Annotated in this window: 17 protein-coding genes and 1 pseudogene; 12 read left to right on the top strand and 6 right to left on the bottom strand. The window is 44.5% G+C overall.

Annotated features, from left to right (window positions below):
* Positions 1-8: 8 nt before the first annotated feature.
* Entirely contained in the window at positions 9-410 is a 402-nt protein-coding gene (locus ACNKW2_RS03150; RefSeq protein ID WP_419147252.1) for an SMI1/KNR4 family protein, read from the top strand.
* A gap of 110 nt (positions 411-520) precedes the next feature.
* On the opposite strand, the pseudogene ACNKW2_RS03145 reads toward ACNKW2_RS03150, so the two are convergent.
* The 3 genes and pseudogenes from ACNKW2_RS03145 to ACNKW2_RS03135 form a co-directional block, all read right to left on the bottom strand.
* Positions 521-697, bottom strand: a pseudogene (locus ACNKW2_RS03145) (IS256 family transposase); the annotation flags it as partial.
* 9 nt (positions 698-706) lie between these two features.
* Positions 707-2,365 (bottom strand): ATP-binding protein, encoded by a 1,659-nt coding sequence (locus ACNKW2_RS03140; RefSeq protein WP_419147251.1) that lies wholly within the window; start codon positions 2,363-2,365, stop codon positions 707-709.
* Positions 2,366-2,382: 17 nt separating this feature from the next.
* On the bottom strand, positions 2,383-2,928 hold the full coding sequence (locus ACNKW2_RS03135) for a hypothetical protein (protein WP_419147250.1): 546 nt from the start codon (positions 2,926-2,928) through the stop codon (positions 2,383-2,385).
* A 139-nt stretch (positions 2,929-3,067) separates the two neighbouring features.
* Between ACNKW2_RS03135 and ACNKW2_RS03130 the strand changes: the two genes are divergently transcribed.
* The gene (locus ACNKW2_RS03130) at positions 3,068-3,706 is read left to right on the top strand and encodes a response regulator (RefSeq protein WP_419147249.1); all 639 of its coding nucleotides are present in this window, start codon (positions 3,068-3,070) and stop codon (positions 3,704-3,706) included.
* Positions 3,707-3,722: 16 nt separating this feature from the next.
* Here ACNKW2_RS03130 and ACNKW2_RS03125 read toward each other — a convergent pair whose 3' ends face one another.
* Positions 3,723-4,145 (bottom strand): response regulator, encoded by a 423-nt coding sequence (locus ACNKW2_RS03125; protein WP_419147248.1) that lies wholly within the window; start codon positions 4,143-4,145, stop codon positions 3,723-3,725.
* Positions 4,146-4,360: 215 nt separating this feature from the next.
* Here ACNKW2_RS03125 and ACNKW2_RS03120 point away from each other — a divergent pair, with 215 nt between their 5' ends.
* The 9 genes from ACNKW2_RS03120 to ACNKW2_RS03080 all read left to right on the top strand — a co-directional run bounded on the left by ACNKW2_RS03120 (position 4,361) and on the right by ACNKW2_RS03080 (position 11,644).
* Positions 4,361-5,764: an MBL fold metallo-hydrolase RNA specificity domain-containing protein gene (locus tag ACNKW2_RS03120; protein ID WP_419147247.1), complete on the top strand. Its 1,404-nt coding sequence runs from the start codon at positions 4,361-4,363 to the stop codon at positions 5,762-5,764.
* A gap of 387 nt (positions 5,765-6,151) precedes the next feature.
* Positions 6,152-6,367, top strand: a complete 216-nt coding sequence (locus ACNKW2_RS03115; RefSeq protein ID WP_419147246.1) for a hypothetical protein — start codon at positions 6,152-6,154, stop codon at positions 6,365-6,367.
* Between the two features lie 449 nt (positions 6,368-6,816).
* On the top strand, positions 6,817-7,830 hold the full coding sequence (dusA, locus tag ACNKW2_RS03110) for a tRNA dihydrouridine(20/20a) synthase DusA (RefSeq protein WP_336567651.1): 1,014 nt from the start codon (positions 6,817-6,819) through the stop codon (positions 7,828-7,830).
* Positions 7,831-7,992: 162 nt separating this feature from the next.
* Positions 7,993-8,649: a PspA/IM30 family protein gene (locus ACNKW2_RS03105; protein ID WP_419147245.1), complete on the top strand. Its 657-nt coding sequence runs from the start codon at positions 7,993-7,995 to the stop codon at positions 8,647-8,649.
* Positions 8,650-8,688: 39 nt separating this feature from the next.
* Positions 8,689-8,898 (top strand): PspC domain-containing protein, encoded by a 210-nt coding sequence (locus ACNKW2_RS03100; protein ID WP_336567648.1) that lies wholly within the window; start codon positions 8,689-8,691, stop codon positions 8,896-8,898.
* A gap of 22 nt (positions 8,899-8,920) precedes the next feature.
* Entirely contained in the window at positions 8,921-9,262 is a 342-nt protein-coding gene (locus ACNKW2_RS03095) for a hypothetical protein (protein ID WP_419147244.1), read from the top strand.
* Between the two features lie 80 nt (positions 9,263-9,342).
* Positions 9,343-9,870: a copper chaperone PCu(A)C gene (locus ACNKW2_RS03090; RefSeq protein WP_419147243.1), complete on the top strand. Its 528-nt coding sequence runs from the start codon at positions 9,343-9,345 to the stop codon at positions 9,868-9,870.
* A gap of 21 nt (positions 9,871-9,891) precedes the next feature.
* Positions 9,892-10,878: a DUF2333 family protein gene (locus ACNKW2_RS03085; RefSeq protein ID WP_419147242.1), complete on the top strand. Its 987-nt coding sequence runs from the start codon at positions 9,892-9,894 to the stop codon at positions 10,876-10,878.
* A 4-nt stretch (positions 10,879-10,882) separates the two neighbouring features.
* Entirely contained in the window at positions 10,883-11,644 is a 762-nt protein-coding gene (locus tag ACNKW2_RS03080) for a TIGR04219 family outer membrane beta-barrel protein (RefSeq protein WP_419147241.1), read from the top strand.
* Positions 11,645-11,698: 54 nt separating this feature from the next.
* Here the strand turns inward: ACNKW2_RS03080 and ACNKW2_RS03075 are convergent, their stop codons facing one another.
* The gene (locus tag ACNKW2_RS03075; RefSeq protein WP_419147240.1) at positions 11,699-12,577 is read right to left on the bottom strand and encodes a TIGR03899 family protein; all 879 of its coding nucleotides are present in this window, start codon (positions 12,575-12,577) and stop codon (positions 11,699-11,701) included.
* Positions 12,567-13,004, bottom strand: coding sequence for a hypothetical protein (locus ACNKW2_RS03070; RefSeq protein WP_419147239.1), 438 nt, complete (start codon positions 13,002-13,004; stop codon positions 12,567-12,569). Before ACNKW2_RS03070 ends, ACNKW2_RS03075 begins: the two co-directional genes overlap by 11 nt.
* Before the next feature lie 275 nt (positions 13,005-13,279).
* Between ACNKW2_RS03070 and ACNKW2_RS03065 the strand changes: the two genes are divergently transcribed.
* Positions 13,280-15,472, top strand: coding sequence for a GGDEF/EAL domain-containing response regulator (locus ACNKW2_RS03065; RefSeq protein WP_419147238.1), 2,193 nt, complete (start codon positions 13,280-13,282; stop codon positions 15,470-15,472).
* The last annotated feature ends 115 nt before the right edge of the window (positions 15,473-15,587 follow it).

Genomic DNA, 15,587 nt, shown 5'->3' with positions numbered 1-15,587 from the left:
TAAAGAAAATGAAAGAATGGCGTTACATAAAGCCTTTGGCCGCAGATAGTCTCATTTCTGACGCTGAAGAAAGATTAGGCTACAACTTTGTCGACTCCTATATCGACTTTGTTAAGAAATATAATGGAAGCCGACCTCCTGTCAGTATATTTAGTACCATTACATCGCAAGAAAGAACGATAAAGTCCTTTTTGTCATTCAACCCCACGGATGTAGAAAACATCCTTAAGATGAACAAAGGTGTCGATGAGATCTCTTCAAAATTGGTTGCTTTTGCGATAGATAATTTCGGCAACTACATTTGCTTTGACAAGGAAAATGATGCGATTGTTTTTCTGGACTTTGAGTCAGGCGAAACAGAACTTATCGACAAGACATTTTCAGATTTCTTACTTAAAATCGATAGTTAATATGAAGAGGCTTGAATATTAGTAGATAAAAAGGGCTGTATTGATCTCTTTATAGGCTAAATTGACTTGTTAAAAGAGGGCGTTCAAAATTCTGTGTCAGATAATAACGCCTAAATACCCAAGTATCTTTCTAAGCGACCATCAAGATGGAGCGCGAGTTGTGACAGTGTCATGTTCCAGTTTTGGATTGGCATTGTCCACTTCTTTGACGCATTGACTATCCCAGCATAAAGTAGCTTCAGCAAGCTATTTTCGTTTGGGAAGCTGCCTTTGGTTTCGCTAATTTGCGAAATCGCTTAATTCAGCGTGTTGGTATCAAAGTGTATGCTGATCGCCAATCCACCGCTTACATTATGAGTAAATTGGCAATTGCCATTCAGCACTGACACCCGTTCACGGATGCCATCCATACCAAAGCCGCTGTTGCTGGCGCGCTGTTTGGGCTCATTAAGGCCGATACCATTGTCATTTATTGTGAGTGCGACTACCTCGTTCGCAAAAACGATATCAATGCTAAGCTTAGTGGCCAGCGAGTGCTTAATGGCATTGGTGGACGCTTCTTGGCAAATACGGTAAATGGCAATTTGGTATTCGTCGCTGAGGTCATTGATGGGTCCGGCAATCTGGCATTGATAAGCGATCCCAGCTTCGGCTAAATGTTCAGAAAATAATTCACTTTGCAGGGCAGCCTTGAGCCCAAGCTCGTCTAGCAACCTGGGTCTCAGCCAGTGCATTAGTCTATACACTGAGTCGTACATGCTACTTGAAACGTTTTCGAGTCGTAAGATGGTATGGCTAAGTTCATCATGGTGTTTGGTTTTCTTAGCTAGTACAGCGATATTGGTTTTTAACGCGGTGAGGTTTTGACCTATATCATCGTGCAGCTCTTGGGATAGCTGACTGCGCTCAGACTCTTGAACATTGACCACCTTAGTCGCGAGGTTTTGCGTTAACGCACTGAGTGTAACAAGCTCCTGGTTTTGCTTGAGTAATTCGCTTTTCGACTGGTTTAACTCGGTGGTTAAGGCACTTAGTAGCAGGGCCAGCACGCTATAACTGATAAGATAAAGTTGCGTCGTTAGCAGCAGCTCAGTTTGATTCACGGCAAAAACATTCACCATCAGGGTCGCCACTGTAAGTGTGCCATAGCTGAGTGCTCCTAAAGCGCCAAACTGAAAACTGAACCAGAGCAAAGGAAAAATCGCCAACATACGCAGTAAGTAAACGGACTTAGGTTCGATTAAAAATGTGCTGTAAAAAACAAAAAAGCATAAGCTAAGCTGCAAAGCTAATATGATATTTTTACGACTGAAGAAGTGCTTGCGCTGTGAAAACCAGGTTTTAGCAAAAAATGCCAATAACAGTAAAATAAGGGTCGTTAAAATCCCCCCAAGTTGATGTGCCAGCATCATCTCAAAGCGATCTTCCGCTGCAATTAAAGCATATTTATTTTTAGTTCCCTCTGGCAAAACAATTAGCATTGAGCGGATAAAGCGATAGGAAATAGCAATAAAAATAACCGTTACAGCGCTTTTTAAGGTGTTAATATCCAAGCGCACTTTGAATAACTTGGCCAAGATCAGAGGAGTAAGTATCATGTACTCACGTGATACAGTGCTTAGTAAGCGATAGCCTACATTGTCTAAGGCAACATCATAGTAATACCAAACATAGAATATTTGCCCAAGTGTGAAACCAATAGTGAGTGCAGGCCAATAGCGTAGCGGTAAAAAAATATAACAAATAACCCTAAAACCCACTGGAAAATACCAGCTCACAAAATCTTCATACACCACGTAGTTAAAAGACAGCAGATACAGCAAGGTTTCAATGTTTGATGCAACCACTACAATAAACAGCGACAGTAGTAGAAACTTGATTATCTGAGTGCGGCTCACGGAATTGAACTTATTACTCAAAAACTGGTAATGAAAGTGACGTAAAACTCCATCCATGAGTATCTTTTGGCCTTTTAGGGTAAGTAAACCTGAGTTGTGTCAAACTGCAGTTTAGGGTTTGGATTACACAGAGTATAACGCTGTGTGATTTGAATTTCAGCTTTATTACCAATGAGTTGTAACAGGTGTCCTTTGGCAATATCTGACAAGTTACGTTTATGTTTAACGATAACTTCTCTTCCTAGTGCGCCTTGTAACCGTGGCTTGGGAAAAGCGGTTTTAACCACCGAGTTGATGTGCTCGCAACGAGTAAAATAATCTAGACATTGTTGCTTGGCTTTGAGAATGGCTTCATCGTTGCACTTAATAACATCAACGTTTTTTATAAAGTGAACAAACGCGGCATTGCGTGAAGTAAAGTTGGTTGCCACATCGGGAAGGCTTCTGGTTTCAGGCCATTTGCGGATCACAACATATTTATTTTTGCCTGTTTTCACTAAGTTGGTCGAGCCTTTGGTCATTTTACTGGTCCACTCAATACGGTAATTAGATTCGCCAATATGATGAAGTAGAACCGTAATATTATGAAAGCGCTCAGTGTCTCCGGTAATGTTTGGCATAGCTATCTCCTTATGATTGACAGATAGCTTAGGCAGGTTAGCGTCAGAGTTTTATTGCCATTTTTCTTAAAGGCATAGGAAAAATTCTTAGCTGAGCTTTATCACGACGAGTTATACTGATGAAAAACAAGGAGGTGAGATGAATTTTGCGCTGATTGATGACCATCAAATGGTCAGAGAAGGCTTTAGGGCGTTGCTAGAAGAAGAGTGTCAAGATTGGAACGTAGTGCTTGAAGTAGGCAGTGCAGAGGAGTTCTTGGAGCAATCGCAGCAGAGTCAAATTGACTATTACATCATCGACATTTCTTTGCCAGACAGAAATGGCTTGGAACTAGCAGCGCTAATTGCTCAGCGACACTCTGGTGCAAAACGCATTATGCTGAGCATGTATGAAGAAAAGTCTTATATAAAAAGAGCGTTAGCGCTTGGCGTTGATGCTTATTTGTCAAAGCGCGATGCTGCCAATGAACTTATTTATGCAATCCAGTCGGTTGCAGCTGGGCGACGTTTTTATAGTCCTGCGATCAGTGATCGCTTGGTGAATGATGGTACGCCTAACCCCTGTCTATCATTGTTAACTGCTCGGGAACTTGAGGTGTTTAAGTTACTCGCCCAAGGCCTGAATGCAAAACAAATCTCACAGGTGATTAATGTGATGCCGAAAACCGCGCATGTACATAGAGCGAATGTGATGACCAAGCTACAGCTGACCTCGCAAATACAAGCCACTAAACTGGCACTTGCCGAGGGGCTACTGCAAATTGATGAGATTGGTTAAAGCGGCAGCCAAACAGCTACGCTGAAGCCGTCATTATTTTCGAAGCTGCAATGCCCCCCAAGTGCCGTAACGCGCTCTTCAATATGACCATGGTAACCGCATCAATCATGGCATCCGACGCTGAGCGCTTTGAAACATAGCCCATCGCTCCCAAGCGCAGCGCGTTGCTAACATAAGGGTCGTGATCGTACATTGAGGCAATGATCACTTTTATCTTAGGGTAGTGCTCTCGCAAGTAGCTTAAAAAGGTTAACCCCGTTTGACCTTCGTTAAGTGAAATATCCAAGATAAAAATATCAGGTTGATCTAACTGAACGGCGAGCAGGGCATCGTTTACATCGCAAGCCTCTATGGTCACTTGCCAGCCGGGCTGTAACTCGAGTAATTTTTTAAAGCTGTCGCGCACTAATTGATGGTCTTCCAGTATACCAATGTCCATAACCCCTCCTTTTTGTCACTGCATTATACCGTGAAATCAAATAATTGGGTTTAGGAATTATTCCTATATTGCAATGTTTTTAGCACTACAGGTGAGAACAAAGGAGGTAGCAACAAACGGCTTTTTGATTTAGCACAGGTTGAAAAGCATTTTTGCGGCTAAGCTGAAATAACAGAGTAAAGAAATCGCGTTATCGCAGGCTTGAAGGAGAAGTAATGGCAACGATTACATTTCATGGCGCAGCACAAGAGGTGACCGGGTCGTGTCACCTAGTACGCTCAGCAGAGCTTGGGGATGTGCTATTAGACTGTGGTATGCATCAAGGCATGCGCGCCAAGCATTTAATTTCTCGTGAGCAATTTTCTTTTAACCCCACCAGTATCGATAGGGTGATTTTATCCCACGCGCATCTAGATCACTCCGGTCGGTTGCCCTGTTTGATTCATGAGGGCTTTGCTGGGCCAATACATTGCACCCCAGCAACGGCGCAGTTGCTTCCCATTATGCTGTTCGATGCATTGAGCTTATACGAAAATGACTTACGTAGAGAAAACCGTAAGCGAGCGCGTAAGGGCAAGCCTGAAATCGCACCACAATACAGTAAAGACGATGTCTTGCAGGTATTAGCCAGCCTTAAACCGCAGCCCTATCAGCAGCCGGTTGCCATTACTGAGCATGCGACCTTGTGTTTTCATGATGCTGGCCATATTCTTGGCTCGGCTATCACCGAGCTGACATTCCATGATGGCGAGCAACAGAAAAAGCTGGTGTTTTCCGGCGATCTGGGCAATACCGACACCTTGCTTATGAACGATCCTGTTTATTTGAGTGAGGCAGACATTGTGCTGGTGGAGGGCACCTATGGCGATCGCGAGCACCGCTCTTTAGGTGACACACAAACCCAACTAAGAGATATTCTTAGTGAGGCTTTTTCCCGTGGCGGCAACGTGATGATCCCAGCCTTTGCTGTGGGGCGCACTCAAGAGCTGTTGCTGTATTTGGGCTTATTGCAACACGCCGGTGAGTTAGATAATTGGCAAATATTTCTCGATAGCCCCATGGCCATCGAAGTCACCAAAGTATACGACCAGTGGTTACCAACCCTTGACTGCGAAGGAGTAAAAAAACTCTGCACTGGGGAGCAAACCTTATTAAAGGATTTTCTCTCCACCTTGCACCTGATGGTGGATGCCGAAGATTCAATGGCCATCAATAAAATCAGTAAGGGCGCACTCATTATCGCAGGCAGTGGTATGTGTACCGGAGGCCGCATTACCCACCACTTTAAGCACCGTATTTGGGATAGTCGCAATACCATTATTTTTGTGGGCTATCAGGCCAATGGCACCTTAGGGCGAATATTGGTGGATGGTACTCAGCACATTAAACTGTTTGGCGAAGACATTATTGTCAAAGCCAACATTGAAACTCTAAATGGTTTTTCTGCCCATGCTGGACAGCGCGCATTGGTTGATTGGGTAGGCCATTTTAGTACCTCACCTAAAGTGGTGTTGGTGCACGGTGAACCCGATGCCTTAACGGGCTTTTCAAAGCAGTTAAAACAGCAGCATGATATTACCGCAGACATTCCCGTATTGGGTGAGACGATAGAATTTTAATAAAAAACGGCACCGTTGCGGTGCCGTTTAGGGTAAGTTTTTAAGTAATGAAGCTTACTGCGGCAATGGTGCGCCAGTGGTCCACGGACTACCAGCCTCACTCATGGCTTGTTGCAGCGCAGGGATTGTCTGACGTTGCAGGGTATGCAGTCGTTGACTTACTTCGTTGAGGCCTTCTAAGGCGTAACCGAGTTAATGTCTCTGCACTTTTATTTCACGTTGTCAAAATCACTACTTTTTCTCGATTCTCACCAATCAAGCATACTTACAGCCAATTGTGTACCTTTTGTTTTTAGTTAATATCATGAAAAGTAAGGGTTTTTACTTTTGGCATAACACTTGATACTAAGAAACCATCTCTTAGTATCAATGAACAATGGAATTATCATGTACAAGAACAATAAAGCCCTATTATCTGCTGTTGCTTGGTTAGGCACCGCGCTATTTTCAACCCTCTTCTCGCTGGTGGTAAAAGCTCAACCGGTTGATAAGCTTATTAAGACGCTGATGAAAGAGCACCAAAACACTAGCCTGCAGCTTACAAAAAGCACAGTCAAGCGTACGCAATACTCTGACTCTCAAGAACATAATAACCAGCGATGATAGGCGTGATGTTGAATATCACCTATCATCCATCAATTGCTTTCTGCCTCAATCATTGCTTTGGTCAGTAATGAGTTGCTAGCTTAGCCACTTAAATGGAATGTTCGAGCACATCCACAGACATTATGGTTATTAGTAAGTCTAATGTAGGACTCTCTAAGTAAGCTCCAAACAAGGCATTTTTCTAATTCTTAGTATAGAGCCCGCCTCTTTCCTTTTGTGCTGAATATTCTGCTTTCATTGTGTATAATCTTGCCCTAGCTTTTCTCGCGAACTATACAACTTATAGCGCAACTCGTTAGAGTTAAGTTTCGATTTTTCGGTGCTATGAACAGTCAGCCTTTGTCCCCATAAGTTATTGAACTGTCCTACTGGTTATGGGGAACTATTGGGGTACCATATGGTGAAATTGGCTGCAATTCAAGGCGTTCCAGAGCAACAGAGGTACTATGCAAAATTCAGTGAAATCAGGCTTTAAGCCAGTAAATATAAGCGATTCAGGCTTTCGCCGCTTTAGTGTAGCACCGATGCTGGATTGGACGGATCGCCACTGTCGCACTTTCCATCGTAAGCTCACAAAGCATGCGGTGCTGTACACCGAAATGATCACCACCGGGGCGATTATTTTTGGTAAGGGCGACTACCTTGCTTTTGGTGAGCATGAATTACCGGTGGCATTGCAGCTCGGGGGCTCTGATCCAAAAGCGTTGGCTGAATGTGCTAAACGGGCTGGTGAGTATGGCTACAGTGAAGTGAACCTGAATGTGGGTTGCCCGTCAGATCGGGTGCAAAATGGTCGCTTTGGTGCATGCTTAATGGCTGAGCCACAGCTGGTAGCGGAATGTGTGGCGGCGATGAAAGCCGAGGTGGATATTCCGGTGACGGTAAAAACCCGTATTGGCATCGATGAACAAGATTCTTATGAGTTTTTAACCGCATTAATTGAAGCGTCGCGCACGGTGGGCTGTGATGACTTTATTATTCACGCGCGCAAAGCTTGGTTGCAAGGCTTGAGTCCGAAAGAAAATCGTGAGGTACCGCCGCTGGATTACCCTCGTGTGTATCAGCTGAAAAAAGATTACCCAGATTTACATATCAGTATTAATGGCGGCGTAAAAACCATTGCGGAGTGCCAGCACCATCTCGAGCATTTGGATGGCGTGATGATTGGCCGCGAAGCCTACAGTAATCCATTTTTATTGTCTCAGGTTGATGAAGCCCTGTATGGTGAGCCAGCCTTTAGCCAAACTCGCCATCAGGTCGTGAGAAGCATGTACGACTACTTTGAAGCGCAAATGTCACAGGGCGCTAATTTTTGGCATATTGCCCGTCATATGTTGGGTATTTTCCAAAACCAACCTGGCGCGAGAGGCTTCCGTCGTCATCTATCGGAAAATGGCCATAAGAAAGGCGCAGGCATCGAGGTAATGGAAAAAGCCCTGACCTTTGTGCCGGAACAATAATTAGAGTGTGAAAAAGACGATTTAATCGTCTTTTTCACTATTTATCCTTTCCTTTTTCTCTGCTCTTTCTTATAGAAGTCCTTTAACTTATTGAATAATTGAGTAAATTAATTTTGGCATGGCTCTTGGAATGTATTCATTACATTATAAAAGGAGCCGACTATGACACTCATCAACAGAATCGAAGATCTTATTAAAGCCGAATTCAATGCACTGCTAGACAAGGCTGAAGATCCACAAAAAATGGCAACACAACTGGTACGTGATTTAGAAGAAGCACTTTCTGATTGTCGTGGTACCGCTGCTGAATTGATTTGTCAGCAAAAAGTGTTGCAGCGCCAAATAGACCAAGCACACCAAGCAGCTACCTCGTGGCAAAGTAAAGCGGAGCATGCGCTTGAAAAAGGCCGTGAAGACTTAGCGCGCTCTGCGCTTGAGCAAAAGCAACAAGCATTGGAAAAAGCCACTGTAGCACAGCAGCAAATCGATGAATTGGCCCCCTCACTGGAAAAGCTAAGCGCCGATGCCGATAAGCTTCAAAGCAAAATTCAGCAACTGCGCGCCAAAGAAAAAGCCATGTTGCGCCGAGAAGCCACAGGCCAAGCGCGACTGAACATTAAGCAAACGCTTAACAGTGATGCCGTGCAGACGGCAACCCGCAAGTTTGAACAGCTAGAGCAAAAAGTAGCGCGTTTAGAGTCTGAAGTGGAAGCGTATGACTTGGGGCAACCTGATGTGTGGCAGCGCTTTGAAGATGAGCAAAAGCAGCAAAAGGTTGACGATGAGTTAGCGCAGCTGAAACAAAAAGTGGCCAGCTAACCCTAATTTCTTCAACTGATATTCCATAAGGGGATAGAGATGAACAGCAAATATCAATCGACCATGTCGCACATGAACAGTAGCAAGAAAATTGGTGGCGTATGCGCACAATTGGCACGCCGTTTTGATTTACCAATATGGTTAACCCGGCTACTCACCGTATTGTTATTTTTTAAATTTCCAATGCTGGTGGTATTGGCGTACGGCGTCGCATGGTTTGCGATGCCAAAAGTGGCACATCATGGCTAACCAGTATGCTTAGGAGTAAGTGATGAAAACCATTGCCAGTCTATTTTTTGCTGCATTACTGCTGTTAGCCCTATCTTGGGTCTCTTACCCACTTATGTGGTTGGATGTGGGTCGCTTTGACTTCCCTTGGGAGGGTAACTTAGGTTGGGTTGGTTTTGAAATTTTAACGCTATTATTTGCGCTGGTGGCCGTGCTGGTAATGGCAGCTTTGGTCAGTGTTGGAGTCATTGGATTATTGTTTGTTGTGCTCATTGGGCTAGTAATGGCACTGCTACTCAACTCCCTCCTGGCCTTGCTGCCATTTATAGCCCTCGCCTTAGTGGTGTGGTTGGTGATTGACAAACCAGCTCGGCAAACGACATGAGCGTGTAGGGAGAGAAAAAACACCCTATTTGGGGATCTGTGATATAGTTATTAGCATCACAAACCTCAAGGAAAGCCATAATGAAATCAAGTGTAATCAAACCCTTATTTTTTGTAGCCGCCGCATTTATTGGCTTTAGCAGCGCGGCACATCAGGGCCATGAGCATGAACATCAGCAGCACCAATCACAGTCTTTGAACGTACATAGTGCAACGGTACGTGCATTTTTACCTGCAGCGCCTTCTACAGCGGGGTATTTAGTGATTGAAAATACCACAAGCAGCGACAAAGTGTTGGTGAAAGCCACACTCGAAGGAGTCAAACGGGTTGAAATCCACGAACATGTGCATAAAGAAGATATGATGAGGATGCAGCGCGTTGAGCAGCTTACCCTTCCTGCAGGCGAAACAGTGACGTTTCAACCTGGCGGCTATCATTTGATGATTTTTGAACCACAAGAGCCACTTAAAGTCGGTGAGTCGCGCAAACTTACGCTATATTTTGCTGATGGCGACCGAAGTTATACCACGGCAGAAGTGGTGGCCTTGGGTGACATGTTTGGTGACAAAAGCAAAAAGCAGCCAGCGCATCATTCGCATCACGAATAATTGCTTACAGTGAGGTACTAAATGGGAAATCATACCGGAAAAATACTTTCAGGCATCGTGGCTATATTGCTTTTAGGTTACGCCATTGCCGTGTATTGGAGCGTGGAGCCAGATCAGTTTGATGTGGTAGCAGCGGCACAAGAAGATGCCAGAGCCAGCGGTAATACTATGGTGACGGGTTATGTTACCACGCACACCCTAATAGCAGTAACCGATACACTACTGAATAAACCAGGTGGCTACTTATCCAATGACATGATGCCGCCAAGCGTGATGATGGATAATATGCCAGCTTGGGAATTTGGCGCATTGGAAATGACCCGAGACTTAGCGCTTTCGATGCGCAAAGATTTTAGCCGCTCTCAATCGCAGTCGACCGAGCACCCCAGTCTTAAAATGGCCCAGCCGCAGTTTAATATTAGCTCTACTGCCTGGATGTGGCCAAGTGCTGAGGGAGAGTATGATAAAGGCAAAGAACACCTGCGTTCATACCTGACACAAATCGCTGATAACAGCAATCGAGACAGCCAGTTTTATGCCCGCGCAGACAACTTAAGAGCTTGGCTCAAAGAAGCCGAAAAGCGTCTAGGTAGTTTAAGCCAGCGTCTAAGCGCCAGTGTTGGACAAGACCGACTCGATACCAATTTAGCCGGAGATAGCGCCGCTGAAAAAGCGACCAAAACGCCGAATCATAATATGGTGAAAACATCATGGTGGCAGATTGATGATGTCTTTTATGAATCACGTGGTGCGACTTGGGCACTACTGCATTACTTAAAGGCCGTAGAGCATGACTTTAAGCCAGTACTAGAGAAAAAGAATGCCTTAGTAAGCCTACAACAAATCATCAGAGAGCTTGAAGCCACTCAAGAAACGGTTTGGAGCCCAATGGTGCTTAATGGCAGTGGCTTTGGTTTAGTTGCCAACCACTCGCTAGTGATGGCAAATTATATTTCTCGAGCCAATGCGGCTTTAATTGAACTTAGTGAACTCTTAGCGCAAGGATAACATCATGAAAAAACACTTCTTAGCTGCGGCATTGTCACTGGCGTGTATCGCCCCTGCTGCGCAAGCGGATACAGTACTTGGCCTCTATGTCGGCGCAGAAGGGTGGGATACCGAAAGTGAAGGTAGCTTCTCGGAAAAAGGCAGTATGCAAAACTTCAATTTTGAAGATGATACCTTTAGCAGTGTGTATGCCGCACTAGAGCATCCAGTCCCCCTAGTGCCAAACGTGAAGTTAAGATACACCGAGTTAGAGCTAAACGGACAAACGTTATTAACCGAGTCGTTTGATTTTGGCGGTGAGGTATACACCGTTGGCACTACCGCGACAACCAATGCCGATTTAACGCACATGGATTACACCTTGTACTACGAGTTGTTCGATAACGACTTACTGACGTTTGATTTTGGTTTGAACTTCAAACAATTTGATGGTTCTATCATGGTATCTGGAACCAGCAATGGCACCACCCGTACAGAGACGGTGGACTTTTCTGGCTTTGTACCACTGGGCTATGTTCGTGGTGAAGTGGGTTTACCGTTAACTGGGTTAAGTGTCTTTGCTGAGGGCAGCATGCTGGCCATTGATGACAGCAAAATCCAAGACTACCAAGTCGGCATTGCGTATGAGTTCATTGATAACATGGCAATTGATGTCGCAGTGAAAGCGGGCTACCGTTCAATGGTGCTTGAGCTCGATGATATTGATGATATTAATACCGATTTAGATGTCTCTGGTCCGTTCGCTGGCGTTCAGGTGCATTTCTAAACCCTATATCCTAATGCGCTGCTGGGGCGCTTATCCTCGCAGCGTTTTTATTTTCTACCTATCACTCCAATCAATACTAAATTCCGCTTCAAATGCTTTATCAATAAGTTGTTTGTAGTTTTTGTTAATTGGACTTTGCAATAGCTTCTTGAGCTCATCCCCGGTTTGCGTCAGCTTGTAATAACTCAACACCAAGTCATTAGACTTAGCCGTCAAGGTGATTTTCTTGCGCTGAAACACCAGCTCCATGGTTTGGCCTTTTTGCAGCGATGCAGATTCTATTTCTTGGCGATATAGAATATTAATATCCATTAAGGTGAGGATATTAGGAAAGCTTAAACCCGCTTGGCTGAGGTTAATTGACTCGGTACTGCCTTTGCGAATGAGATCTAAAATCGAGGGTTTTTTATAATAGCCATGCAAAATTAAGTAACTGTCTTCTCGTTCAAGATAGCCACACAGTGGCGCGCACTTTTGCAGTGCGTTGGCTTCTCGCTGGGTCATCAATTTCAGTGTCTGTAAGCTTTTTATCGAAAAAGTCCCAGGCGTAATACTTTCTCCTACTAGAATTTTTGCCCAAAGCTTTTGCATGGCATGATTGGTAATGTCTTCAGCCAATGTAATAAAGTGCTCTAACCAGTCTGGATCTGGGCGACCACGTGCGGTCACTTCGGGGCATAAAGTCAGGGCACTGCCCATAATGGCTTCAAGGTTTTTTTGGCGTTGAATTTTATTTAATTGTTGGCGTTTCAACGCCCGTTTCAATACTCCATGTTCGGTTTTTACCGCATACTGATTGTCTTTATTTTTTGCTTGCTGATAGCGCTCATCTTGCGACATTAAAGGGGTTGCGCGCTTTATCATGGGGTAGCCGAGCTTTTCTTCAATGGAAAGCGCTAATGCCGACTTTACTTGTGCGTTTTTAACCGTCATGGCTTGCTCGCATCTTATATTGAGAGTTCATGTGGTTGAGTGCTGAGTCGGTGAGTTGCTGTAAATACCTTTGCATAAACAAGGCGACAAAGCTGCCAAAAAACGGAGTATTAACCCTGCCATTTATCTCTATTTTTAGCTCTTTACTATTATCCTGTTGGCTTTGTATTAAGTGAATAGTTGCCATATGCTCTTCGCTAATGTGCAGTGACAGTTTTAACTGATTTTTACTGACACTATAAATTGTGATTTCAGCCTCACCCCAAGGATGCACAAGAATAGCTGAGCTGCCTATGGTTTGTTGCTTTGGCATCAAGGTGACATATATGGGCTCGGGTTTTTGCCAATTAAACAGTTGCGGCCAATGAGAGAGCACTAAAGGCGTTAAGGCATTGTTGTGCGTGGTGAGCTTGGTTCGTGTTTCCACTTGGTATCGGTGGGGCATGGCGAGGCCAGCAATAACTATAACAAAAGCGATTGCTACCACTAACTTTAGCGGGGCTGATAAACGTTTAATGGCTTTTCCTCTTCACTAAAAAGTATGCTAAATCATCTATATTGTTCTATGCTCGAGTATAATGTTTAATATAAGTTAAGCAATTACAAACATAATAGTAAATTTACCATTTTGGTTGCGATGGTAAACACTGGAGTGAATCAGTGCCTATAATTAAGAAGTAGTGCAGAATTAAAGGGTAGAAGATGGCACCTGAGCAAGATGATTTTTTGTTTGCAGAGCACGAAGACATAACTCAAGAAGAAGAAACGATAAGTGCTTTTTGGGATGTTTTAGTCGTAGATGATGACCCAGAAATTCATTCTGTCACTAAGCTCGCATTATCAAACCTAGAAGTCTGGGGTAGAAAGTTGCGCTTTTTTCACGCCTATTCTGGTGCTGAAGCAATAGAAATCTTAAAACAGCAAAACGACATCAGCATTCTATTACTTGATGTGGTAATGGAAACCGACGATGCTGGATTAAATGTAGTGCGCCGCGTCCGCGAAGAACTAAAAAACATGGCTGTGCGCATCATTATGCGAACAGGTCAGCCAGGCTACGCCCCAGAAGAAAAGGTGATCCGCGAGTACGACATCAACGATTATAAAATGAAAACCGAGCTGACTCGTAGTAAGCTGGTGACATCCATTTTAACAGCTGCACGCTCTTACCAGCAAATTTGTGAGTTAGAGGCACAAAGTCGTACCTTAGGGCAAATTCTACAGGCATCAAGGGCCATTCTTGGCCATACCGATATGAGCTCTTTCTCTTCCGCGGTAGTAGCCCAGCTGGCAAGGATCCTTGGCGGTTCTGGTGAAGGGCTGGTCAGTGGCTATCTCGATGACGAAACCCAGTTACGAGTATTTGGTGGCAGTGAACAGTACCATGAGTTTTTTGGTCATGGCCTAGAGCAACTCGACAATGGCCGTGTCATTATGCAGGTGCAAAATTGCATCAATTCTGAGCAGCATCAAAGTACCGATCACGACATCACTCTACTACTTGAAAGTAATAAAAATAAGCGCGCAGCACTGTACCTTGAAATAACCGAGCCACCCAGTGAGGCGCAGCTTAAGTTTGCGGAAATTTTCTTAACCAACGTCAGTGTTGGTCTGGATAACATTAAACTGTTTAATGAATTGCGAGATGTAGCTTATAAAGATAACCTAACTAAGCTACCGAACCGAGCGAACTTTACAGAGCATATCGCCGCTTACTATGGTCAGTCGCAGTCATTATTGTTTGTGCTAATCGATATCGCTCAGTTCTCAGATATTAACAATGGCTTAGGACAAGAAGTCGGCAACCTATTACTGCTCGGCGTTGCGGATAGAATTGCTATCGAGTTTCCGCAAGCGCAGCTGGTTTCTCGGATTGGCGCTGATGTCTTTGGCTTTTTATTGCCCGAAGCACAGTTCGATGAAGATAACTTAATTGAGAGCCTTACGCTACCTTATCAAGTCGGTGAACATGTACTTACCATGCACTTTCATATTGGTGTGTGCCGGCAACAAGACTTTCAACCTCAGGGTATTGAAACCCTCAAGCTCGCTTACATTGCCCTTAACCAAGCAAAGCTATCTTGCATTCCACTGGATTGGTATAGCTCCGATTTAGAAGAAAAGATGGCTTGGAAGTTAGGCCTCATACGGCAGCTGCGTCAAGACTTTGAGATGAATAAGCTCGAGGTTTGGTATCAGCCGCAGTTTGACATCGAAAAGCGCAACATTATTGGTTGTGAAGCTTTACTGCGATGGCCCTCTGGTAATGGCAAATACATCTCGCCAGCAGTGTTTGTGCCTTTAGCAGAAAATGCTGGACTGATTGTTGAGATAGGGCAGTGGGTTTTAGAGCAGGCCTGTCAGCTGCAAGCAAAGCTACAGCAGCAAGGGTTTGGCAATGTCAGCGTGGCGGTGAATGTGTCTGTGCCCCAGTTCAAAGTGCCAAATTACGCAAAGCAGGTAAAAGAAACCATCACCTCCTATGGCGTAGAGCCACAACACATTGAGCTTGAGGTCACAGAAAGCGTGGTGATGGATGAGGTGAATGCGGTGGTTAGTACCCTAGAGGAACTTCAGGCATTTGGCGTTGAAGTAGCAATCGATGACTTTGGTACTGGTTTTTCATCGCTGAGTTACTTGCAAAAGCTCCCCTTGGCACGATTAAAAATAGAACGCGCCTTTATTAAAGATATTCCTGAGACAGATACCGGCGCCATTGCCGATCTGGTTATTTCGTTAGGCCGTCATCTGGGTTTAAAAACCATTGCCGAAGGCGTGGAGACCGAAGAACAAATGGCGGTGTTACAAAAGCTTGGTTGTGATGAGGTGCAAGGCTTCTTACTCGCCAAGCCCATGCCTGAGCAAGACTTTATGGCGTTTTTAAAAAAGTGTTAGGCCGCAAATAAAAATGGCCACACCCAGCGGTGTGACCATGACTTTTAAGCGCTAGTGAAAATTTAAACTCCGCTGCAAACCCCTGGTGCGCATAGCGTGGAGTTTGACGCGAATA

Source organism: Pseudoalteromonas 'SMAR', from assembly GCF_048515945.1.
In the GTDB taxonomy this organism is placed as follows: Bacteria; Pseudomonadota; Gammaproteobacteria; order Enterobacterales; family Alteromonadaceae; genus Pseudoalteromonas.
This window is presented reverse-complemented; position numbering and strand designations above follow the sequence as displayed.

What these genes read in the sequence shown, in the direction of transcription:
- ACNKW2_RS03150 (WP_419147252.1), top strand. Translation starts at nt 9, where the DNA reads ATGAAAGAATGGCGTTACATAAAGCCTTTGGCCGCAGATAGTCTCATT.
- ACNKW2_RS03140 (WP_419147251.1), bottom strand. Translation starts at nt 2,365, where the DNA reads ATGGATGGAGTTTTACGTCACTTTCATTACCAGTTTTTGAGTAATAAG.
- ACNKW2_RS03135 (WP_419147250.1), bottom strand. Translation starts at nt 2,928, where the DNA reads ATGCCAAACATTACCGGAGACACTGAGCGCTTTCATAATATTACGGTT.
- ACNKW2_RS03130 (WP_419147249.1), top strand. Translation starts at nt 3,068, where the DNA reads ATGAATTTTGCGCTGATTGATGACCATCAAATGGTCAGAGAAGGCTTT.
- ACNKW2_RS03125 (WP_419147248.1), bottom strand. Translation starts at nt 4,145, where the DNA reads ATGGACATTGGTATACTGGAAGACCATCAATTAGTGCGCGACAGCTTT.
- ACNKW2_RS03120 (WP_419147247.1), top strand. Translation starts at nt 4,361, where the DNA reads ATGGCAACGATTACATTTCATGGCGCAGCACAAGAGGTGACCGGGTCG.
- ACNKW2_RS03115 (WP_419147246.1), top strand. Translation starts at nt 6,152, where the DNA reads ATGTACAAGAACAATAAAGCCCTATTATCTGCTGTTGCTTGGTTAGGC.
- dusA (WP_336567651.1), top strand. Translation starts at nt 6,817, where the DNA reads ATGCAAAATTCAGTGAAATCAGGCTTTAAGCCAGTAAATATAAGCGAT.
- ACNKW2_RS03105 (WP_419147245.1), top strand. Translation starts at nt 7,993, where the DNA reads ATGACACTCATCAACAGAATCGAAGATCTTATTAAAGCCGAATTCAAT.
- ACNKW2_RS03100 (WP_336567648.1), top strand. Translation starts at nt 8,689, where the DNA reads ATGAACAGCAAATATCAATCGACCATGTCGCACATGAACAGTAGCAAG.
- ACNKW2_RS03095 (WP_419147244.1), top strand. Translation starts at nt 8,921, where the DNA reads ATGAAAACCATTGCCAGTCTATTTTTTGCTGCATTACTGCTGTTAGCC.
- ACNKW2_RS03090 (WP_419147243.1), top strand. Translation starts at nt 9,343, where the DNA reads ATGAAATCAAGTGTAATCAAACCCTTATTTTTTGTAGCCGCCGCATTT.
- ACNKW2_RS03085 (WP_419147242.1), top strand. Translation starts at nt 9,892, where the DNA reads ATGGGAAATCATACCGGAAAAATACTTTCAGGCATCGTGGCTATATTG.
- ACNKW2_RS03080 (WP_419147241.1), top strand. Translation starts at nt 10,883, where the DNA reads ATGAAAAAACACTTCTTAGCTGCGGCATTGTCACTGGCGTGTATCGCC.
- ACNKW2_RS03075 (WP_419147240.1), bottom strand. Translation starts at nt 12,577, where the DNA reads ATGACGGTTAAAAACGCACAAGTAAAGTCGGCATTAGCGCTTTCCATT.
- ACNKW2_RS03065 (WP_419147238.1), top strand. Translation starts at nt 13,280, where the DNA reads ATGGCACCTGAGCAAGATGATTTTTTGTTTGCAGAGCACGAAGACATA.